This window comes from Pseudofrankia asymbiotica (genome assembly GCF_001983105.1).
Lineage (GTDB): Bacteria > Actinomycetota > Actinomycetes > Frankiales > Frankiaceae > Pseudofrankia > Pseudofrankia asymbiotica.
This window is the reverse complement of record NZ_MOMC01000043.1, coordinates 1-18791: the sequence shown is the minus strand read 5'-3', so window position 1 is coordinate 18791 and position 18791 is coordinate 1. Positions and strand designations below refer to the sequence as shown.

General features: G+C 71.1%; 17 protein-coding genes. 13 read left to right on the top strand and 4 right to left on the bottom strand.

Translation table 11 applies throughout. The annotated features are described in order from the left end of the window. Nucleotides 1-39 precede the first annotated feature (39 nt). The 4 genes from BL253_RS20775 (at nucleotide 40) to BL253_RS20760 (ending at nucleotide 4682) form a co-directional block, all read left to right on the top strand. On the top strand, nucleotides 40-1032 hold the full coding sequence (locus tag BL253_RS20775; RefSeq protein ID WP_076818799.1) for an SDR family NAD(P)-dependent oxidoreductase: 993 nt from the start codon (nucleotides 40-42) through the stop codon (nucleotides 1030-1032). A gap of 308 nt (nucleotides 1033-1340) precedes the next feature. Next, on the top strand, nucleotides 1341-2303 hold the full coding sequence (locus BL253_RS20770) for an NADP-dependent oxidoreductase (protein WP_081438498.1): 963 nt from the start codon (nucleotides 1341-1343) through the stop codon (nucleotides 2301-2303). 501 nt (nucleotides 2304-2804) lie between these two features. Continuing rightward, nucleotides 2805-3212, top strand: a complete 408-nt coding sequence (locus BL253_RS20765) for an SRPBCC family protein (protein WP_076818887.1) — start codon at nucleotides 2805-2807, stop codon at nucleotides 3210-3212. Nucleotides 3213-3482: 270 nt separating this feature from the next. Continuing rightward, a complete protein-coding gene (locus tag BL253_RS20760; protein ID WP_076818798.1) occupies nucleotides 3483-4682 on the top strand; it encodes an amidohydrolase family protein in 1200 nt (399 codons plus the stop codon). A gap of 165 nt (nucleotides 4683-4847) precedes the next feature. Here BL253_RS20760 and BL253_RS20755 read toward each other — a convergent pair whose 3' ends face one another. The 3 genes from BL253_RS20755 to BL253_RS20740 form a co-directional block, all read right to left on the bottom strand. Beyond that, nucleotides 4848-5654, bottom strand: coding sequence for an SDR family NAD(P)-dependent oxidoreductase (locus BL253_RS20755; protein ID WP_076818797.1), 807 nt, complete (start codon nucleotides 5652-5654; stop codon nucleotides 4848-4850). Between the two features lie 493 nt (nucleotides 5655-6147). Continuing rightward, nucleotides 6148-6984 carry an MBL fold metallo-hydrolase gene (locus BL253_RS20745; RefSeq protein ID WP_076818795.1) on the bottom strand — a complete coding sequence of 279 codons (837 nt, stop codon included), beginning with the start codon at nucleotides 6982-6984 and terminating at the stop codon, nucleotides 6148-6150. Nucleotides 6985-7112: 128 nt separating this feature from the next. Beyond that, nucleotides 7113-8579 carry an aldehyde dehydrogenase family protein gene (locus BL253_RS20740; RefSeq protein WP_076818794.1) on the bottom strand — a complete coding sequence of 489 codons (1467 nt, stop codon included), beginning with the start codon at nucleotides 8577-8579 and terminating at the stop codon, nucleotides 7113-7115. Between the two features lie 206 nt (nucleotides 8580-8785). Here BL253_RS20740 and BL253_RS20735 point away from each other — a divergent pair, with 206 nt between their 5' ends. The 9 genes from BL253_RS20735 (at nucleotide 8786) to BL253_RS20695 (ending at nucleotide 18198) form a co-directional block, all read left to right on the top strand. Continuing rightward, the gene (locus BL253_RS20735) at nucleotides 8786-9862 is read left to right on the top strand and encodes a Zn-dependent alcohol dehydrogenase (protein ID WP_076818793.1); all 1077 of its coding nucleotides are present in this window, start codon (nucleotides 8786-8788) and stop codon (nucleotides 9860-9862) included. Nucleotide 9863: 1 nt separating this feature from the next. Next, on the top strand, nucleotides 9864-11201 hold the full coding sequence (locus BL253_RS20730; RefSeq protein ID WP_076818792.1) for an MmgE/PrpD family protein: 1338 nt from the start codon (nucleotides 9864-9866) through the stop codon (nucleotides 11199-11201). A 349-nt stretch (nucleotides 11202-11550) separates the two neighbouring features. Next, a complete protein-coding gene (locus BL253_RS20725) occupies nucleotides 11551-12756 on the top strand; it encodes an amidohydrolase family protein (protein WP_076818886.1) in 1206 nt (401 codons plus the stop codon). A 53-nt stretch (nucleotides 12757-12809) separates the two neighbouring features. Further along, nucleotides 12810-13646: an MBL fold metallo-hydrolase gene (locus tag BL253_RS20720; protein WP_081438494.1), complete on the top strand. Its 837-nt coding sequence runs from the start codon at nucleotides 12810-12812 to the stop codon at nucleotides 13644-13646. A 293-nt stretch (nucleotides 13647-13939) separates the two neighbouring features. Beyond that, nucleotides 13940-14725, top strand: a complete 786-nt coding sequence (locus BL253_RS20715) for an SDR family NAD(P)-dependent oxidoreductase (protein WP_076818790.1) — start codon at nucleotides 13940-13942, stop codon at nucleotides 14723-14725. 31 nt (nucleotides 14726-14756) lie between these two features. After that, nucleotides 14757-15053, top strand: coding sequence for a hypothetical protein (locus tag BL253_RS20710; protein WP_076818789.1), 297 nt, complete (start codon nucleotides 14757-14759; stop codon nucleotides 15051-15053). 661 nt (nucleotides 15054-15714) lie between these two features. Next, nucleotides 15715-16578 (top strand): NAD-dependent epimerase/dehydratase family protein, encoded by an 864-nt coding sequence (locus tag BL253_RS20705; protein WP_076818788.1) that lies wholly within the window; start codon nucleotides 15715-15717, stop codon nucleotides 16576-16578. A gap of 108 nt (nucleotides 16579-16686) precedes the next feature. After that, on the top strand, nucleotides 16687-17679 hold the full coding sequence (locus tag BL253_RS20700; protein ID WP_076818885.1) for an aldo/keto reductase: 993 nt from the start codon (nucleotides 16687-16689) through the stop codon (nucleotides 17677-17679). A 174-nt stretch (nucleotides 17680-17853) separates the two neighbouring features. After that, nucleotides 17854-18198, top strand: a complete 345-nt coding sequence (locus tag BL253_RS20695) for a hypothetical protein (RefSeq protein WP_241834974.1) — start codon at nucleotides 17854-17856, stop codon at nucleotides 18196-18198. 21 nt (nucleotides 18199-18219) lie between these two features. On the opposite strand, the gene BL253_RS20690 is transcribed toward BL253_RS20695, so the two are convergent. Beyond that, the coding region (locus BL253_RS20690; protein WP_274535229.1) for an acyl-CoA dehydrogenase family protein at nucleotides 18220-18791 on the bottom strand (572 nt) is incomplete at its 5' end.

Below are 18791 nucleotides of genomic sequence, written 5' to 3'. Positions count from 1 at the left end.
ACCGGCCCCATGCGGCCGTAGGAATGAGGAGTGCATGAGATGCCCGACTTCGACGAAGCTACGACCTGGGAAGAGGTTCTCGCCGGTCAAGACCTGACCGGGCGCCGAATCGTGGTCACGGGCGCCTCGGGGGGGCTCGGCGCCGAAACCGCGAAGGCCCTGGCCGGCGCGGGCGCGGACATCGTGCTCGCGGTCCGTGACACGGCGGTGGGCACCAAGGTGGCGCAGGACATCGCCGCCGATACTGGCCGCCCCGCGCCGCGCGTCGAGGCGCTCGATCTCGGGCGCCTCGCCTCAGTCCGGAGGTTCGCCACCCGCCTCGGTTCGGAGCCGATCCACGCGCTGATCAACAACGCCGGTCTGATGGGCACGCCGAAGGGGCGTACGGTGGACGGCTTCGAGACCCAGATGGGTGTCAACCACCTGGGCCACTTCCTGCTCACCCAGCTGCTGACCGAGCAGTTGATCGCGGGGGCGCCGTCCCGGGTCGTCACTCTCACCTCGTCGGCGCATATCTGGTCCGACGTCGATCTCGACGACCTGAACTTCGACAACGGCTATGAGCCGTGGCTTGGCTATGCGCGCTCGAAGACGGCGGCGGTGCTCTTCGCTGTCGAACTGACCCGTCGCCGCGCCGGCCGTGGGGTCACGGCGAACGCGGTGATGCCCGGTCTCGTCCGCGGTACGGGCCTGCCCCGCCACCTCGACGCCATGGACGAACGCCCCCAGCCACCGTCGTCCCCGAGCGCGGAGGACGGAAGCCCGAGCCGTCGGCCGAAGAACCTACGGGAGGGTGCCGCGACCATTGTCTGGGCCGTCGTCGCCCCCGAACTCGAAGGCCTGGGCGGCCTTTACCTCGAGGACTGCCAGATTGCCCGACCGTGGTCGCGGCGGAACCCGATGCGCGGGGTGAAGGAGTACGCCCTCGACGCGGTCGCGGCCCAGCGGTTGTGGAGTCTCAGTGAGGCGGCCGTCGGCATCACGCGGGACGAGTCGAAGAACGAGGGCCGTCGCGAACGCGCTGAGCCCTGACCGCCTGCCCGCTGCCGACCATCGCTCGCCGACTGCATCGCCCGGATCCAGCGGGCGGTCATGCCTCGCCGACGGCGGTCGCGCTGKCCTTGTCCGCCGGCATTCACCCGCGTCACGTCATTGACCTGTCCGTCCGACCGGCATGTCGAGTCGAGGTCACCCGCGGTGCGGGGGCGCTTGGGGCCATGCGGAGCCTTTGGTCGGCCCGGGGCCTGTGAAGGTCGCGATCCGTCGTTGGATGAAGCGATGCTTCACTAACTACTGTGAGGCACTACCGAAACGACTGCTGGGATGGAAGGCGGCGCGAGGTGGGCGAGACCGCGAGCGGGGCGACGATGCGGGCGGTGGGCTGGTGGGAGCCCGGGGGGCCGGCGGTGCTGACGATGCTGGAGCTGCCGCGCCCCGAGCCCGGCCCCGGGGAGATGCTCATCCGGGTGGAGGCGGCGACCATCAATCCGGCTGACCTGTCGTTCCGGGAGGGCAGGGTGGGCTCGGCGATCACCGGGCCGCCGCCGCATGTCGGCGGACTGGAGGCGGCCGGCACGGTCGCGGCGGCCGGGCCGGGTTCCCGCTGGGAGGAGGGGCAGCGGGTCGCGGCCATCACCGCCTTCATCCCGGGCGGGCGGGGCGCGCACGCCGAGTTCCTGCTCGTCCCGGACGACGCGGTGGCCCTGCTGCCGGACGCGCTGCGCACCGTCGAGGCGGCGGTGATCCCGATGTCCGGGCTGACCGCGCAGCTCGCGGTCGACCAGGCCGGCGCGGCGCCCGGCACCACCGTCGCGGTGACCGGGGCCGGCGGCGCGGTCGGCGCCTTCGCCGTCGAGCTCGCCGTGGCGGCGGGCGCGCGGGTGATCGCGGTGGCCGGCGCGGAGTACGCCGACCGGCTCCGGGCCATGGGCGTCTCGGATCTGGTGGCGCGCGGAGAGGGGGCGCCGGCCCGGCTGCGCGAGCTGGTGCCCGGCGGCGTGGACGTGGTGATCGACGGGGCACTGCTGGGAGAGGCGCTGCTGCCGGCCATCCGGGACGGCGGACGGCTGATCGCGGTGCGCGCCTACTCCGGCGCGACCGAGCGGGGCATCGCCACCGGGACCATCAGCGTGCGGGTCTACGGCCGGGAGCAGGCGAAGCTGCAGCGCCTGGTCGACCTGGCCGCCGCCGGATCGCTGACGCCGCGGGTCGCGGCGACGTTCCCGGCGGCGCGGGCCGCCGAGGCGCACCAGCGGCTCGCGGCCGGGGGAGCCGGCGGGCGGCTGGTCCTCACCTTCGGCTGAGCCGGCCGGCCCGGGCCACCTGTAGGAGCCCCTTCTGGGCCGGACGGGCCCAGCAGGCTGAGGGAGTCACGGCCGGCGCGTGAGGGGCTGACGCTGCCCTCTCGGTCTGGGCCCGCCGCTGCAGGCGCGGCTGCTTACGGCGCGGACGAGGGCGCGGAATGGGCGCGGCGCGGCGAGCGCCCACGGGGCTGGCTGGCCGGTGGATGGTGTGACCGGCCCGGGCGCCCCGAGATCGACTGAAGTGATACTCCAGTTAATATAGTAATACCATATTGATGGTGGTAATCTCTCGACCGGGGCCGCATCCGCAGGCTCAGGTGTCCAAGTGCCATCTGACGACGACCGCTTTCCCCGGGGCTGGCGCCCTCAACAGGTCGGACGTCCGCGCACATCACCGGCGGTTCCGGTGGACGGCGGGATGACCCGCGGGACGTTCCTCAACCCGACCCGTGTCACCGATTTCTCCAGCGAGGTTCTCGCCGGACCGGAAGGATGCGCGAGATGCCGAGTATTCATCTGAGTACCGAGGTTTCTACCGACCCGGACACGGCTTGGAGTGTGCTGGCCGCCTACAGCCGGGGGGAGGACCGTATCTTCTCGGTGGTCGAGAAGGTTGTCATGGACGGCAACGCTCGGGTCGTCACGACCGTCGACGGCTACACGGTGCGGGAGAACCTCGTCACTGTCGACCCCGAGCATCGCCGGTTGTCCTACACCATTCCGGCCTGGTCCGAGGCTAACATCTACCACTTCGCCGTTATGGAGATCCTCCCGGTGGACGGCGTCGGCTGCCGACTGCGCTGGATCACCGACTACCTGCCGGAGGAGCCGCTCGCCGAGTCGCGGCTCGAGAGGTACAACACGTCCTTTGCCAACTTAACCGAAGCGATACGGAGAGGCCATGCCTAGGCCTCGCGGATGTGGCGTCAGGCCGTGGCGGGAGCGGGTGAACCCGCGACGCCGGCCGGGTGCCGCAGGTACCCACCGGATGGATGCCCGGGTCAGGCCGCAGGCAGCGGCGGGGCGCTCGGGTGGAAAGCCCCGTTCGGTGGTCAGCTCAAGACAACCGGCATCGCGACCAGGTCCTGGTCGGGGCCGCTTCCGGCGGGCCGCACCCAGCGCTCGCCCGACCATCCGTCTCATGACCGCCCGCGCTGCGCGGGCAGAGAGGTTCCCGCCATGGCACTCCCCGCTGACGGGCCCTTCGCGGGTCTGAAGCTCGTCGACTCCGACTCCCACTACTCCGAGCCATATGACCTGTGGACGTCGCGCGCGCCGGCCAAATACCGGGACATCGTTCCCCAGGTGCGCACCGGCCCGGACGGGAAGCTGCGCTGGTGGCTAGGAGAGCGGCCGCTGTACATGGCGGGGGGCGGCAGTTTTGTCGACCGCTCCGGACAGAAGCGGCCCATGCACAGGATTGATATCACTCAGGGTATGAGCTGGGACGAGATTCACGTGGCGTCCTACGACGCGAAGGCGCGGCTGGAAATCCTGGACAAGATGGGGATCTGGGCACAGATCGTCTACCCCAACACCATGGGTTTCGCCGCCTACGCGCTGATCCAGGACCTGGATCGCGACACCAGCACGGCCGTCGTCTCGATCTTCAACGACGCGATCGCGGAGTGGCAGGCCGAGGGTGAGGGCCGGCTGTTCCCGATGGCGGTCCTGCCGTTCTGGGACATTCAGGCGTCGGTGGCCGAGGCACAGCGGGTCAAGCGCATGGGCCTGCGCGGCATCACGATGGCCGGCAACCCGCACGTGGGCGGCCTGCCCGACCTCGGCCAGCCCGACTGGGAGCCGCTCTACGAGGCGCTGACCGACCTCGGGCTCCCGATCAACATCCACGTCGGGTCGACGAACACGACGTCCGAGGACAACTTCAAGACCGCCTGGCCGTCGCTGGAGAAGCGCGCGATCAAGCCGGTGAACTCGGTCCAGATGGAGCTGAACAACTCCAAGTTCATCTCAAACCTGGTCGTCAGCGACGTCCTGCTCAAGTATCCGGACCTCAAGTGGGTGTCGGTCGAGAGCGGGATCGGTTGGATTCCGTACGTGCTGGAGCGGATCGACTACGAGTACCGTGAGCAGTTCCCGGGCGACCCGGAGCCGACCCGGCCGCCGGCCTTCGAGATGTTCCGCAAGAGCATCTACGGGACGTTCTGGTTCGAGCACGCCGGGCCGACGATGCTGCTGGACTACCTGGGCGCCGACAACGTCATGTGGGAAACGGACTTCCCGCACCCGACCTGCCTCTACCCGTCGCCGGTCGAACGTTCCGCCGTCGCGATGAAGGATGTGGACCCGGCGTCGGTCCGGAAAATCATGCAGGACAACGCGGTCAAGCTCTACAACCTCCCGCTGGGCGACGGCTGACGTGACCGCGGCGCGGGAGCGCGCGGGAGCATGGGGAAACCGGCGCCGCGCCGCCCCCCGCGCCGGTCACGGTACCGTCAGCGCCCCGGCCTCTCCGGTCGCCAGCCGAGCGCCGACGCCGGCGACGCCGGTAGGCGCCAGTCGGCTCGAGGCGCGCCGGCGCGGTCAGGGCGCGGTGCCGCCGGAGATGGTGACCAACTCGCCGTGCATGTAGCTCGCCTCGTCGGACAACAGCCAGGCGGCGAGCGCGGCAATCTCGGCCGGACGGCTGTAGCGCCCGATGGGCGAACTGGCCTCCATGGCCTTCCTCATCGCGGCCGCGTCGATGCCCGCGTGTTCACCTTTCCCGACCTCGAAAGAGCGGAGGAGGCTGGTGTCGACGGAACCGGGCGCGATTCCGTTGACCCGAATCCCCAGCGGGCCCAACTCGCCTGTGAGGCAGCGCAGGATGCCGTGGACGGCGTGTTTGGACGCCATGTACACCGCCATCCCCGGGCTGCCCACCAGCGAAGCGGTGGACGCGGTGAGCAGCAGCCGGCCCGCGTTCCCGGGCGACGTTCCGTCGCCGGACCGGTCCTCACTCTGGGCGATGAAACGCCGGACCGCCGCCTGGACCGAAAGGAAGGTGCCCCGGACGTTCACCCCGAAGACCCGCTCGTAGTCCTCGACGTCGAAATCGACCACCGAGCGCACCGCGCACTCGACCCCCGCGTTGGACAGGAACAGGTCCAGCCGGCCGAAGGTGTCGACGGCGGTCCGCACCGCCGTCTCGGCGCCGCCGGGAACGGAGACGTCCGTGCTCACCGCGACGGCGGTCGGGAACCGGTCGGCCAACGCGACTGCCGCGTCGCCGTCGATGTCGGCCACGACGACGTTGACGCCCTCGGCGACCAGCCGTTCGCAGATGGCGGCGCCGATACCCCGGGCTCCACCGGTGACGACGGCGGTGCGGCCGGACAGTCCGGTGAGCATGGGAGTCTCCCTCGACCCTCGGGCGTGGTCCACGCGGCGGTCGCCGCGCGTCAATAGAGTAAGACTCGACTAAATAAATTGCCACTATGATCGACCGGGACGACCAACCCATGGGCGCCCCGAGGAGCCGCATAGGTGCGCTGCCCTTTGGCGCGAAGACCTCAATCGGAGATGTGGCGCTGGGCAGTCACCCTCCGTATCCGATCATGCCGACGAGGGTCCATGTCTCCGCTGACGCCGCCGTGACGTGCGGTCCGTCCCTCCGATGCTCCGCTCCGTTCGCGCATCTGGTTGACGCCCGGAGCCGAGGAGATCAGGTGGGCCCTCGGCCTGACCGGCCTGACCGGCCTGACCGGCCTGACCGGCGTGGTCGCCGGTGGCGCCGCGGCCATCCGCGCAAGCCGGGCCGGCGCACCGAGGGTGGGGCCCGTCGCCGAACGAGTGGGGAACGGCTGGTCGAGATCCGCGTGGYCGGACCCGAGGAGGGCGCCGCTCAGCTGACGACGGCGCGGCCGTTCACGAGGCGGGCGGCGCGGCCGCCGGCGAAGTGGCAGCCGACTGCCAGGGTGCCGTGAGCCTCGGCGTCGCGTGCGATCAGCTCGCGGGTTCTGCGGGCCAGGGCCGGGTCGACGTCGTGCATCGCGCCGATCTCGAGTTCGCCGAGCTGCGCCGGGCAGTACATCGCGTCCCCGAGGATCATCGCGCGCTCGCCTCCGTGGGCGATCGCGAACACCGTGTGGCCAGGTGTGTGGCCAGGTGCCGGCAACGCAGTGATCTCGGGACTGACCGTCTCCTCCCCGTCGAACAGCTCCGCCTGGCCGCTCGCGACGAGTGCGCGCAGCGCCTCGCGCGTCGCGGGCACAAGTCCCCGCCGCTCGCCCGCCACGAAGAGCTCATAGTCGGCCCGCGGCAGGAGCAGCCGAGCGTTTCTGAAGATCGACGTGCCGTCCTGGCCGGTCAGCCAGCCCGTGTGGTCCGCGTGCAGGTGGGAGACGACGACGACGTCGATGTCGTCGGGCGCCACTCCTTGCTCCGCGAGCGCGGGTCCGAGTCCGGCGTGGCCGAACAGGCCGATGCCGGCGCGATCGATCCCGAGATGGGCCGCGAGAGATTCCATCGCGCCCTCCGGGTCAGGGCCGAGCCCGGCATCGACGACGACCGTGCGCCGGCCGCGGACGAGGAACGCCTGAATGGGCAGCGGCACACGGCCTCGCGTGTCGCGCTCGTCAGTACCTGGATCGACGGGCCCGGCGAGGAAGTCGGGCGCCATGAGGAAGGTGCCGTCGACCAGCGTGGTCACCGCGGCCCGTCCGACGTGGAAGGTCGTCATGCGGAGGTGCCTGCTTCCCAGCCGGGACGCCCGAGGTGACCGCGGGCGTCGTCTCGTACAGGACGCGAGGACGCCCGCCGTCGCCGACTGTGGTCTCGACGGGCGCGTCAGGCCTCGAGGCCGCCCTCTCAGCTGGACAAGCGGACGCTGATCGACTTGACGCGGGTGTACTCGTCGAGCGACTCGAGGCCCTTCTCACGGCCGTGGCCGCTCTGCTTGTAGCCGCCGAACGGGGTGTCGTTTCCGAACGTCCCGCCGTTGACCGCGACCTGCCCGGTCTCGAGCCGCGCGGCGACGCGCAGCGCTCGGGACGTGTCCCGGCTCCAGACCGCGCCGGCGAGGCCGTACTCGGAGTCGTTGGCGATCGCGACTGCCTCGTCCTCGTCGTCGAAGGGGATGACCACGACGACCGGGCCGAAGATCTCCTCGCGGGCGATGCGCATGTCGTTGCGCACCCCGGTGTAGAGGGTCGGCTGGACGTACTGGGCGAGTGGCGTCCCGTCCTCGGCGAGGCAGGGACCACCGCCGACCGCCGCGGTCGCGCCTTCCTCGGCCGCGGTGGCGAACCACTCCAGGACGCGCTTGTACTGCGGTCCGGTGATGATCGGCCCGTAGTGGGTGCCAGGCTGTAGCGGCGCGACCCGCTGGGTGATCGCCTCGACGAGCCGGTCGTGGAGGCCGCGCTGGACGATGAGCCGGGTCGTCGCCGAGCAGACCTGGCCGGCATTCGCCAGCATCGTCGCGACGGCGGCGCCCGCGGCGCCGGCGAGGTCGGCGTCGTCGAAGACGACCAGCGGCGACTTGCCGCCCAGCTCGAGCGTGATCGGTATGACACGTTCCGCCGCGATCGCGCCGAGCAGCTTGCCGGTGCGCACCGAGCCGGTGAAGACGATCTTCGCGATGTCGGGATGCGAGGCGAGCGGTTCGCCGGCTTGCGGACCGGTGCCCGGGACGACGTTGAGCACGCCGTCGGGCAGGCCGGCGGCGGTGGCGACCCGGGCGAGCAGCAGCGTGGTCGCCGAGGTGAACTCGGAGGGCTTGGCCACCACGGCGTTGCCAGCCGCGAGCGCCGGGGCGATGCTGCGGGATACCTGGTTGAGCGGGCCGTTCCACGGCGTGATGACGGCGACGACGCCGAACGGCTCGCGTCGGGTGAAGACCAGCTTGTCCGCGCCGTGGTCGATGGTCCGCCCATGCAGCGCGTGCAGGGCGCCGGCGTAGTAGTCGTAGTAGTCGGCCGACGCGGCGACCTCGGGCCGGGCGTGCGCGATCAGCTTGCCGGTCTCGGCGGACTCCGCCTCGGCGAAGGCTTCGAGCTCGGCGCGGATACCGGCGGCGATCGACGAGAGGACCCGCGCCCGTTCGACGGCTGATTTGGCCGCCCAGGCGGGCTGGGCGGCGCGGGCGGCGGCGACCGCGGCCGCGACCTCCGGCCCGCCGCACCGGGCGACCTCGGCGACGGGCTCGCCGGTGGTGGGGGAGATGGTGCGCAGGTAGGCGCCCTCGGCGGCCGGCGCGGCCTGGCCGTTGATCCAGGGGTCGTGGCGGATGAGCCCGGCGGCCTGGGCGGCCGGCTGGGATTCGGTGATCGACATCGAGCTGGCTCCGGTGGTGGGTAGTCGGGTCCCCGGCGTCGCCGGGCGACGGGGAGCTCCGCGCTCCCGGGTTTTGGCGGCCCCGGAGGCCGGCGTCACTGGACTTTCCCGCCGACACGGCTAGATTTGCATTCCAGAATCCTGGATGCAAGTCTTCGGGTGCTTGTGGCGCCGTACGGGTGCCGCGTCCAGAGGAGGTAGTCCCTGTGAAAGCCGCGATCCTCGAACACTACAGCGCGCCACTGGTCGTACGTGAGGTCGAGCCGCTGGCACTGGGCCCGCACGACGTCCTCGTCGACGTGGGCGCCAGCGGGGTCTGCCACTCCGACCTGTCGGCGCAGCGCGGCCAGTACCCGTTCGAGCTGCCGATCGTGATCGGCCACGAGGGTGCCGGGACGGTGGCCGAGGTCGGCGACGCGGTCACCCTGGTGCGTCCTGGGGACAAGGTGATCGCCTCGTTCATCCCGGCCTGCGGCCGCTGCTGGCAGTGCCTGCGCGACCGCTCCCACCTGTGCGAGGCCGGCCGCGCGCTCGGCGGCGTGCCGCACGTGTCGATCGACGGCGCGCCCAGAAAGTCCATGGCCGGCCTGGGCACGATGGCGCAGCAGATGACGGTCCACGAGTCCAGCGTGGTGAAGGTCGAGACCGACCTGCCGTTCGAGCAGCTGGCGCTCATCGGGTGCGGCGTCACGACGGGCGTCGGCTCGGCCCTGTGGGCGGCCGGCGTCGTCCCGGGTTCGACCGTGGCCGTCTTCGGCTGCGGCGGGGTCGGCCTCTCCACGTTGCAGGGCGCGGTCATCGCCGGGGCCGCCCGGGTGATCGCGGTCGACCTGGCGCCGGCGAAGCTCGCCATGGCGCGCCAGCTGGGCGCGACCGACATCGTGGACGCCGGCGCTGGTGATCCCGTCGAGCAGATCCGGGCGCTGACCGCCGGGCGCGGCGTGGACTTCACCTTCGAGGTCGTCGGACGGCCCGACACGATGCGCCAGGCCTACGACGCGGCCTGCCGCGGCGGGACCGTCACCTTCGTCGGCGCGATGGCCTCGGACCTGGTGCTTCCCCTGCCCGCGAACGATCTGCACTCGTCGGCCAAGCGCCTCATCGGCTCGGCGTACGGTTCGGCGCAGGTGCGCCGGCACATGCCGCAGCTCGTGGCGCTCGCGCAGACCGGCCGACTCGACCTGGCGAGCATGGTCTCGGCCACGGTGCCACTGGAGAAGGTCAACGACGCGTTCGAGGCCATCGAGAGCGGCGAGGTCGTCCGCACAGTGCTGGTCCCCTGAGATGATGAGGGACTTCACCGCGGACCTGGCGGCTCGCGTGACCGCGCTGAAGGCCGCGGACGTGCCGGCTCCCATCCAGGAACGCGCGGCGCAGTCGGTCCTCGACTGGATCGGCGTCACGGTCGCCGGCGCCGCCGAGCCGGCCGCGTCGATCGCGCGGTCGGCCGGTGACGGCGGCGCGGGGCCGGCGACCGTGCTCGGGGTGCACGCCGGCGCTGGAGTTCAGCATGCCGCGCTCGTCAACGGGGTCGCCGCCCACGCGCTGGACTTCGACGACGGCAGCGGCTGGATGCTGGGCCACCCGTCCGTCGCGGTCTGCCCGGCCGCTCTTGCCGTGGCGGAGGAGGCCGGCGCCTCGGGCGAGGCGCTCCTCGTCGCCGTCGTCGTGGGCACGGAGGTCGCCGCCCGGGTCGGCCTCGCGATGGGGGAGAGCCATTACCGCCGGGGCTGGCACGGGACGGGCACCACCGGGACGCTGGCCGCGGCCGGCGCGGCGGGCGGGCTGCTCGGCCTGGACCAGACTGGCATGCGCGTCGCCCTCGGCCTCGCCGCGACGCAGGCCGCCGGGCTGAAGGCGATGTTCGGGACGATGGCCAAGCCGCTCCACGCCGGGCGGGCCGCGATGAGCGGGGTGCTCGCCGCGAAGCTTGCCGCCGGCGGGTTCACGGCTCCGCTCGACGCGATCGAGGCCGAGCAGGGGCTCGCCATCGAGTCCGACGACTTCCGTCCAGAAATCGTGGAGGAGCGGCTCGGCGGGGCGTGGGGGATCGAGAACACCCGGTTCAAGCTGCACGCCTGCTGCGGGGTGACCCATCCGGCCATCGACGCGTTGCGAGCGCTGACGACCGACGGCCTCGCGGCTGGCGACGTGGAACACCTCGTGATCGAGGGTGGCCCGCTGGTCTGGCGTACCTGCCAGGTCGACCGGCCGCGCAGCGGGCTCGAGGCCAAGTTCAGCCTCCGCTACACGGCGGCGCTGGCGCTCTGCGGGCGCCCGACCACGCCCGAGGGCTTCACGGACGAGGCCGTCGGCGACACGGAGGTGGCGCGACTGCAGGACCGTGTCGAGCTCCGCGAGGTCGAGCGGCCCGGTTTCGGCGTCACCCTTCGGTTGCGGCTGCGCGACGGAGCAACCCTCGCGCAGGAGGCGGACTCCGCGGGCGCCGTGGCCGACGCTGGTCTCCCGGCGCAGCGGACCGATCTGACGCGCAAGTTCATCGATCTGGTCGCACCGGTTCTCGGGAGCGCGGGGAGCGCCGCCCTGCTCGAGTCGGTCACGGCGCTGCCGACGGCCAGGACGGTCGCCGACGTGGCGGCGGGGACGCTCCCCGCGGTCTGACGTCCGCCGTGGGCGGTGCCCGGGAGGTGGTGTCGCGAAACAGGACACGTCGGCGCCCACGTCGCCCGACCCGCGCGCGCCGGGCGACCGGAGCGGAACTCGCGGGTCGCTGGGTCTGCAACCTGCCCCGACGATCTCGTCGAGGATGGGGAGCAGGTACTCTGCCTCGTCCTTGCCGATCCCGGCCTCTGCCAGCGCGAGCCGGATCGCGTCGATCGTGGTGCATCCTGAATCCAGGATCTGCTAGTGTGGTCGGTGGTGGGTAGACCTCGTGGTGGCCGGTCGCGCGCCGGTCGCAGCGGCGAGGCACGAGGCCGGCGGCGATCGGCCCGACAACCGGGAGTGGAACATGACACGGGACCTCGGTGTGCTCGAGGGGCTGCACCTCATCGACGCGGACTCGCATTTCTCCGAGCCCTATGACCTGTGGACCTCCCGCGCCCCGGCGAAGCTGAAGGACTCCGTCCCGCAGGTGCGCGCCGACGCGAAGGGCGCGCTGCGCTGGTGGCTCGGCGACACCCCGCTGTTCATGGCGGGCGGYGCGAGCTTCGTCGACAAGGCGGGCAACAAGACCCCGATGTACAAGGTCGACATCACCCAGGGCATGAAGTGGGAGGACATCCACGCGGCCTCCTACGACGCGCGCGCCCGCCTCGAGGTGATGGACCAGATGGGGATCTGGGCGCAGATCGTCTATCCGAACACGATGGGCTTCGCCGCCTACGCTCTCATCCAGCAGGTTGACCGCGAGACCGGCGCCGCGATCGTGTCGATCTACAACGACGCCGCCGCGGAATGGCAGCAGGAGGGCCAGAACAGGCTGCTTCCCATGGCGGTGCTGCCGTTCTGGGACATCGAGGCGTCGGTGAAGGAGGCCGAGCGGGCGGCCGCGATGGGGCTGCGCGGCATCACCATGGCCGGAAACCCGCACCTGGGCGGTCTCCCGGACCTCGGGCAGCCGGAATGGGAGCCGCTGTACGAGGCGCTGCAGGACCTGAAGATGCCGATCAACATCCACGTCGGCTCCACGGCGACCACCGGCGAGAGCAATCACACCACGGCTTGGCCGTCCCTGGAGCCCCGGGCAGTCAAGCCGGTGAACTCGGTGCAGATGGAGCTGGCCAACTCGCGGTTCATCTCGAACCTGTGCGTCAGCGACATCCTGCTGAAGTTCCCCGACCTCAAGTGGGTCTCGGTGGAAAGCGGCATGGGCTGGATTCCATACGTCCTGGAGCGGATCGACTACGAGTACCGGGAGACCTTCCCGGACCTGCCGCCGGTCGAGCGGCCGAACGCGCTGGAGATGTTCCGCCGCGGCATCTACGGCACCTTCTGGTTCGAACACGCCGGGCCGAAGCTGCTGCTGGACTACCTGGGCGCGGACAACATCATGTGGGAGACCGACTTCCCGCACCCGACCTGTCTGTACCCGTCGCCCGTCGAGCGCTCAGCCGAGGCGCTTCGCGGTGTCGACCCGGTCAGCGTCCGCAAGATCATGCAGGACAACGCCGCGAAGCTCTACAACGTGCCGCTGCCCGTCGGAGTCGGCCAGTGAGCTTCGCCGACCTTCCGTTACCTCTCCGGCGCTGGTGTGTCGGAGAGGTAACCGTGACCCGGATCGACGAGGCCGAACACCGCCTGCCGATCGACCAGTTCATCCCGGCCGCGGACGCCGACGTCCGCCGCCGCCACGCGGGGCGCCTGAGCGCCGCGCAGCTCGACGACGCCGGCACGATGACACTGGTCATCGGCGCCTTCGTCATCGAGAGCCGAGGCCGCCGCATCCTGGTGGACACCTGCGTCGGACCCGAGCATCAGCATGGCGACCCCGCGTCTCCGTTCCTGAGGCGTCTCGCCGAGGCCGGCTTCCCGCCGGAGAGTATCGACGTGGTCGTCTGCACCCACGTCCACTTCGATCACGTCGGCTGGAACACCCGGCTCGTCGACGGCGAACGCGTCCCCACCTTCCCCCGCGCCCAGTACGTCTTCGGCGAGCAGGAGTGGAACGCGGTGCGCGACGCGGACCTCTCCACCTCGTTGCTCGCCTCGGTCGAACGCGACGTGACCTGGGTGATCGGTGCCGGCCGCGCGACGCTCGCCGCCGCGGACCATCGGCTCACCGACGAGGTCTCCCTGCTGCCGACGTTCGGTCACTCGCCGGGGCATGTCTCGGTGCTCATCCGTTCGGCTGGTCAACAGGCGGTCATCACCGGCGACGCCGCGCACCATCCACTGCAGCTGCTGCAGGCCGAGCTCGCGACCGTCGCGGACGGCGACGCCGCGCAGGCCGTGACCAGCCGGCTGGCACTGATAGACCGGGCCGTCGACACCGGCGCCATTCTCTTCGGCACGCATTTCGCCGAACCGTCCGCGGTGAGGATCCGAGCCGACGGCGACGGCCTTGCGCTGGAGCCCGTCGAGCCGACGGTCGCCGGGCACGCCTGAGCGTGATTGATCTGGACGGAACCATTCCAAATCCGATCAGTCCCAGTGAATCCAAATTTCAATCACTTCTGTCGTGGCCAAGGCGACGGCCGGCGTGGTCCGGCTGGTCGCCTGCCCCGAGGAGACCCGCATGAGCCCTGCCGTCGACCGCATCGACCTGTTCAATCCGGAGTTCTTCCGGGACGGTCCGCCCTACGACGTCTTCGACACCATGACCGGACCGCGGTCCGAATACCGGGAGTGTTCATGAACGCCCTGAGGACACCGCCGATGACGACCGCCGGCGGTGCCAGGTGAATCTCGCGGGCGGACGGGCTGTCGTCACGGGGGCGGCGACGGGTATCGGCCGCGCGTTGGCTCTCGAGATCGCGGCCCGCGGCGCCGAGGTCGTCGTCATCGACGTCGACAGCCCGGACGAGACGGTCGCGTTGGTCAGAGCGGCTGGCGGGGTGGCGCGGGGGGCTACCGCTGACGTGCGGGACGCCGCCGCGCTGGGCGCGGTCGCGGCCGACCTGCTGGGGCCGGACGGAACCGTCGACCTGGTCTGCGCGAACGCCGGCATCGGGGCCAGCGGCACCGTCGACACGCTCACCGGAGACGGTCTGCGCGACGTGCTCGACGTCAACGTGGTCGGCACGCTGCACACCATTCAGGCGTTCCTGCCGGCGCTGCGCCGCGCGCGGGCCGCGGGCCGGGCGGCATCGGTGCTCGTGACCGGCTCGGAGCACTCGCTCGGCGTCCCGCCCTACGTCCCGCCGATGACCGCGTACACCGTGTCAAAGCACGCCCTGCTCGGCCTCGCCGCCTGCCTGCGGCGGGATCTCGCGGACGACCGGATCGGCGTGTCCTTGCTGTGCCCCAGCTATGTGCGCACCGAGCGGCTGCGGGCCTACGCGGCCGCCCAGCCCGCGATCGCCGAGGTGCTCGCTACCTATGGCCAGGACGGTGACGTGATCGCGCGCCGTGCCCTCGACGGCATCGCCAGCGGAGCGTTCGTCATCCCCACCAACCGGGTCAGCCACGACTTCGTCGTCGACCTTCACCACGAGGTCATCGCCGCCCTGGAAAAGGCGGAATAGGCGCCGTCCGCCGGGCTGGTAGGAGCGAGCGATGGTCATGGGAACGGACATCGCGTTCGATGTGTCCAGCGTGGTCGGCGAGCGGGTGACAGTCATGGCCACCGTCTTCACGCCTGACGACGGCGCCGCGCCGACCACCGTCGTCGTCGCGGTACCCGGGGGCACGTACAGCCGGAGCTACTTGCACCCGGGTCCGGCCACGTTACCCGGCTACAGATTCGCCGAGCACCTCGCCGCCGCGGGGCGTGCGGGCCCGCCCCTCCAACGTCAAGGTTGCTGGCGCATCGCCTACGGCGACCGGGTCCCCTCCGGGGCCTACGGGCCCTGACCCCGGAGCCTCCGCGAACCCGCGGGCAGCACACCGGCAGGCACAGCCGCTGGCCCCCAGCCACGCGCCGCCGGCCCCACAGCGGCCAACCCCCGCACGCCCACAACCAGCCAAAACAGATCCCGGCGCCGTCTTGACCGACCCCGCTCCTTCAGGGATGACCAGCAGAAACGCCCGCCCGGTCAGCCCTTCAGCGAGGACGTGCGTGAGGGCCTCGCCGCCTTCGCGCGGAAACGAGACCCACGCTGGCGCAACCGCTGACCCAACTCGCCACACCCGTCCTCGGTCTCCCCCAACGCGCCGCGTCCTGGGTCGGGGCCTGTCGGACACCGACCCGGTGCTCGTCGTCACCGCCGAGCCGTGTCCTCGTTGAGGAGGATGGACTCGGCGGTGACGACGATGGTCTACTCGCGGCTGCCGGATAGGGTGCCGGATCTGGGTGCTCCAGCCGACGGGTATGGCGGGGTCATCCACGCCGTAGGCCGTGATGATCTTTCCGCCCTGATCGTGGAAGGGCTCGAAGTCGTTCGGCCCCTTCCCGGGCTTCATCCAGGGCGTCCTGCCCGGCGGGATCCTCCGCCTGAAGGCCCGGGCGGGCGGCGCGCACCTTGGCCGGACCTACAGGTCAATCCCTCGAATTCCTTAGTCTCAAGGAGGACGCGTGCGAGTACTGGTCACCGGATCCCAGGGCAAGGTCGGTTCCCGTGTCGTCGGCCGCCTCGCCGCGGATGGGCACGACGTGACCGGAACCGACATCGTCGGCGCGCACTACGGCCCGCCATTCGAGCCCTACCTGCGTGCGGATCTCACCGACTACGGGCAGGCCATCGCCGTCGTGCTGCGCACCCGGCCGGACGTCGTCGTGCATACCGCCGGCATCCCCGAGCCGTCCCACGACCCGGGYCACGTCATCTTCGCGAACAACACCCAGTCGACGTTCAACGTCGCCGAGGCGGTCGCCCGTACCCGGGTGGGTCGCCTGGTGTACGTCTCCAGCGAGACCGCTCCCGGCTTCGTCACCGCCGAACGGCCGTTCCTGCCCGACTACCTGCCCGTCGACGAGGACCATCCGCTGCGTCCGCAGGACGCCTACGGCCTGTCCAAGGCATTGGGGGAGGCCATCTGCGACGCGCTGGTGCGCCGCAGCGACGCCAMGGCCGTCTCCGTGCGTCCCAGCCTGGTGCTGACTCCCGACAGCTACGCGGAGGTCCGCGCCGGTGTGACCGCGAATCCTCGGCGAAACGCGGTCAACCAGTGGTCGTATGTCGACGTCGACGATCTGGCGGAGCTGATCGCTCTGGCGGCGACGTCCGACACGATCGGCCATGAGGTGGTCTATGCCGCCCAACCGGACAACATCGCCGGCCGCCCGTTGGCGGAGCTCGTCGCCGAGGTGTTCGGCTCTACCGCTCCTCCGGTGCGCGCGTTGGACCGGCCCGACGCGGGCGGTATCTCGATCGCCAGGGCCCGTGAACTGTTCGGCTGGAAGCCAGAGCGTTCCTGGCGCGACCACGTCCACGGCTGACGGCGCGCCGCTTCGTATCGACCCCTGGAGGCATGGCACGGCCCGCCGGTCCCGCCGACGGGGTTCGGCCATCGCCTTCGACACCATGTCCAACGAAGGATGAAGACGATGAAACACGTGAGGCTCGGTCGGACCGGCCTGCAGGTGTCCCCGTTGTGCCTGGGGACCATGACGTTCGGTCTGCAGTGTGACGAGGAGCGCTCCCGGGCGATCCTCGACCGTGCCGCCGAGGGCGGCATCACGTTCCTCGACACGGCCGACGTCTATCCGCTGGGTGGGACCGTCGAGACCATCGGTCGTACCGAGGAGATCGTCGGTCGCTGGCTGGCCGGCCGTCGCGACGGGTTCGTGGTGGCGACCAAGTGCGTCGGGCCGACGGGTCCGCGGCCGTGGGACCGGGGTGCGTCGCGGCGGCACATCCTCGACGCGGTCGATGCCTCGCTGCGCCGGCTGGGCACCGACTTCATCGACCTGTACCAGTTGCACGGCTACGACAGGCACACGCCGATCGACGAGACGCTGCGGGCGTTGGACGACGTGGTGCGGGCGGGCAAGGTCCGCTACGTCGGGGTGTCCAACTATCTCGCGTACCAGCTCGCCCGCGCGCTAGGGCGCAGTGAGACGTTGAACCTCGTCCGGTTCGACTCGGCCCAGCCCCGGTACAGCCTGCTGTTCCGCGAGGTCGAACGCGAGCTGTTCCCGCTGTGCTCGGAGGAGGGCGTCGGGGTGATCCCCTACAACCCGCTCGCGGGCGGGTTGTTGTCGGGCAAGCACGACCGGACGAAGCCGCCGGCCGACGGCAGCAGGTTCACCCTCGGCACCGCCGCGGACCGTTACCAGCAGCGGTACTGGCAGGAGCGGATGTTCGACACCGTCGACGAGCTCACCGCCGTCGCCGCCGAGCTCGGCGTCGCCCTGCCGACACTGGCCGTCGCCTGGTCGCTGGCGCAGCCGGCGGTCACCGCCCCGATCATCGGCGCCAGCCGGCCCGAGCAGCTCGACGCCACCCTCGCCGCCGTCGACCTGCACCTCGACGACGAGCTGTACAAGCGCCTGGACGAGCTCACCGCCGACTACCGCCGCGGCGACGCCGGCATCTGACCACCCGCGTGGCCACACTCCACCAGCCATTCCGGCCGGCCCGGGCGCCGTCATGGACCCCGGGCCGCCGCCGAGAGGAGCGACGTGCGGCTCGGGGGATCTCCCCGCGGTGGCCGCGGGACAATACCTGCTCGTGGCCGACGCCGTGCACGAGCGGCAGCTGGTGCAGGGCTGTTGCGCGCGGCGGACGCTCCGGTCAACTTCTCGCACCTGTTGCGCCTGGTGGAGGCGGACCACAGCGTCCGTGTACTCCTCACCGTCTACGCGAAGTGCATCGTCGGTGAGGAAAAGCGCGCTCTCCGCCTGATCGACGCCTCCTTCGCCGCCGAGCAAGACGACGTCCATCCGCCGGACGCCCCCGAGGCCACGCTCAGTGACGACCCTCAAGGCCATGATCGAGTCCACGCCGAGTCCACAGACACCCGGCCACAGCCGCCTTCAGCCGGCCATGACCGGACACCCAGCGTCACCGAGACCGCTCCGTCCGCCGAGCTTCCGGACGGCGATTTCGGCCTCTGACCAGGGCGAACGCGCCGCCCATCAGCCCTTCAGCAGCTGCCTCGACATGACGACGCGCTGGATCTGGTTGGTGCCTTCGTAGATCTGGGTGATTTTGGCGTCGCGCATCATGCGTTCGACGGGGAAGTCGCGGGTGTAGCCGGCGCCGCCGAAGAGCTGGACGGCGTCGGTGGTGACCGACATGGCGACGTCGGAGGCGTAGCACTTCGCGGCGGCGGTGATGAAGCCGAGGTTCGGCTCGCCGCGCTCGGCGCGGGCGGCGGCGACGTAGACCAGGTGTCTGGCCGCTTCCACCTTCATCGCCATGTCGGCGAGCATGAACTGGACGGCTTGGTTGTCGGCGATCGGCCGGCCGAACTGCTTGCGCTCCTTGGTGTAGGCGATCGACGCGTCCAGCGCCCCCTGCGCGATGCCGACCGCCTGCGCGCCGATCGTCGGGCGGGTGTGGTCGAGGGTGCGCAGGGCGGTGCGCAGGCCGGTGCCGGGGGCGCCGATGATCCGGTCGCCGGGGATCCGGCAGTCGACGAGGTGGATCTCGCGGGTCGGGGAGCCCTTGATCCCGAGCTTGCGTTCCTTGGAGCCGACCTCGAAGC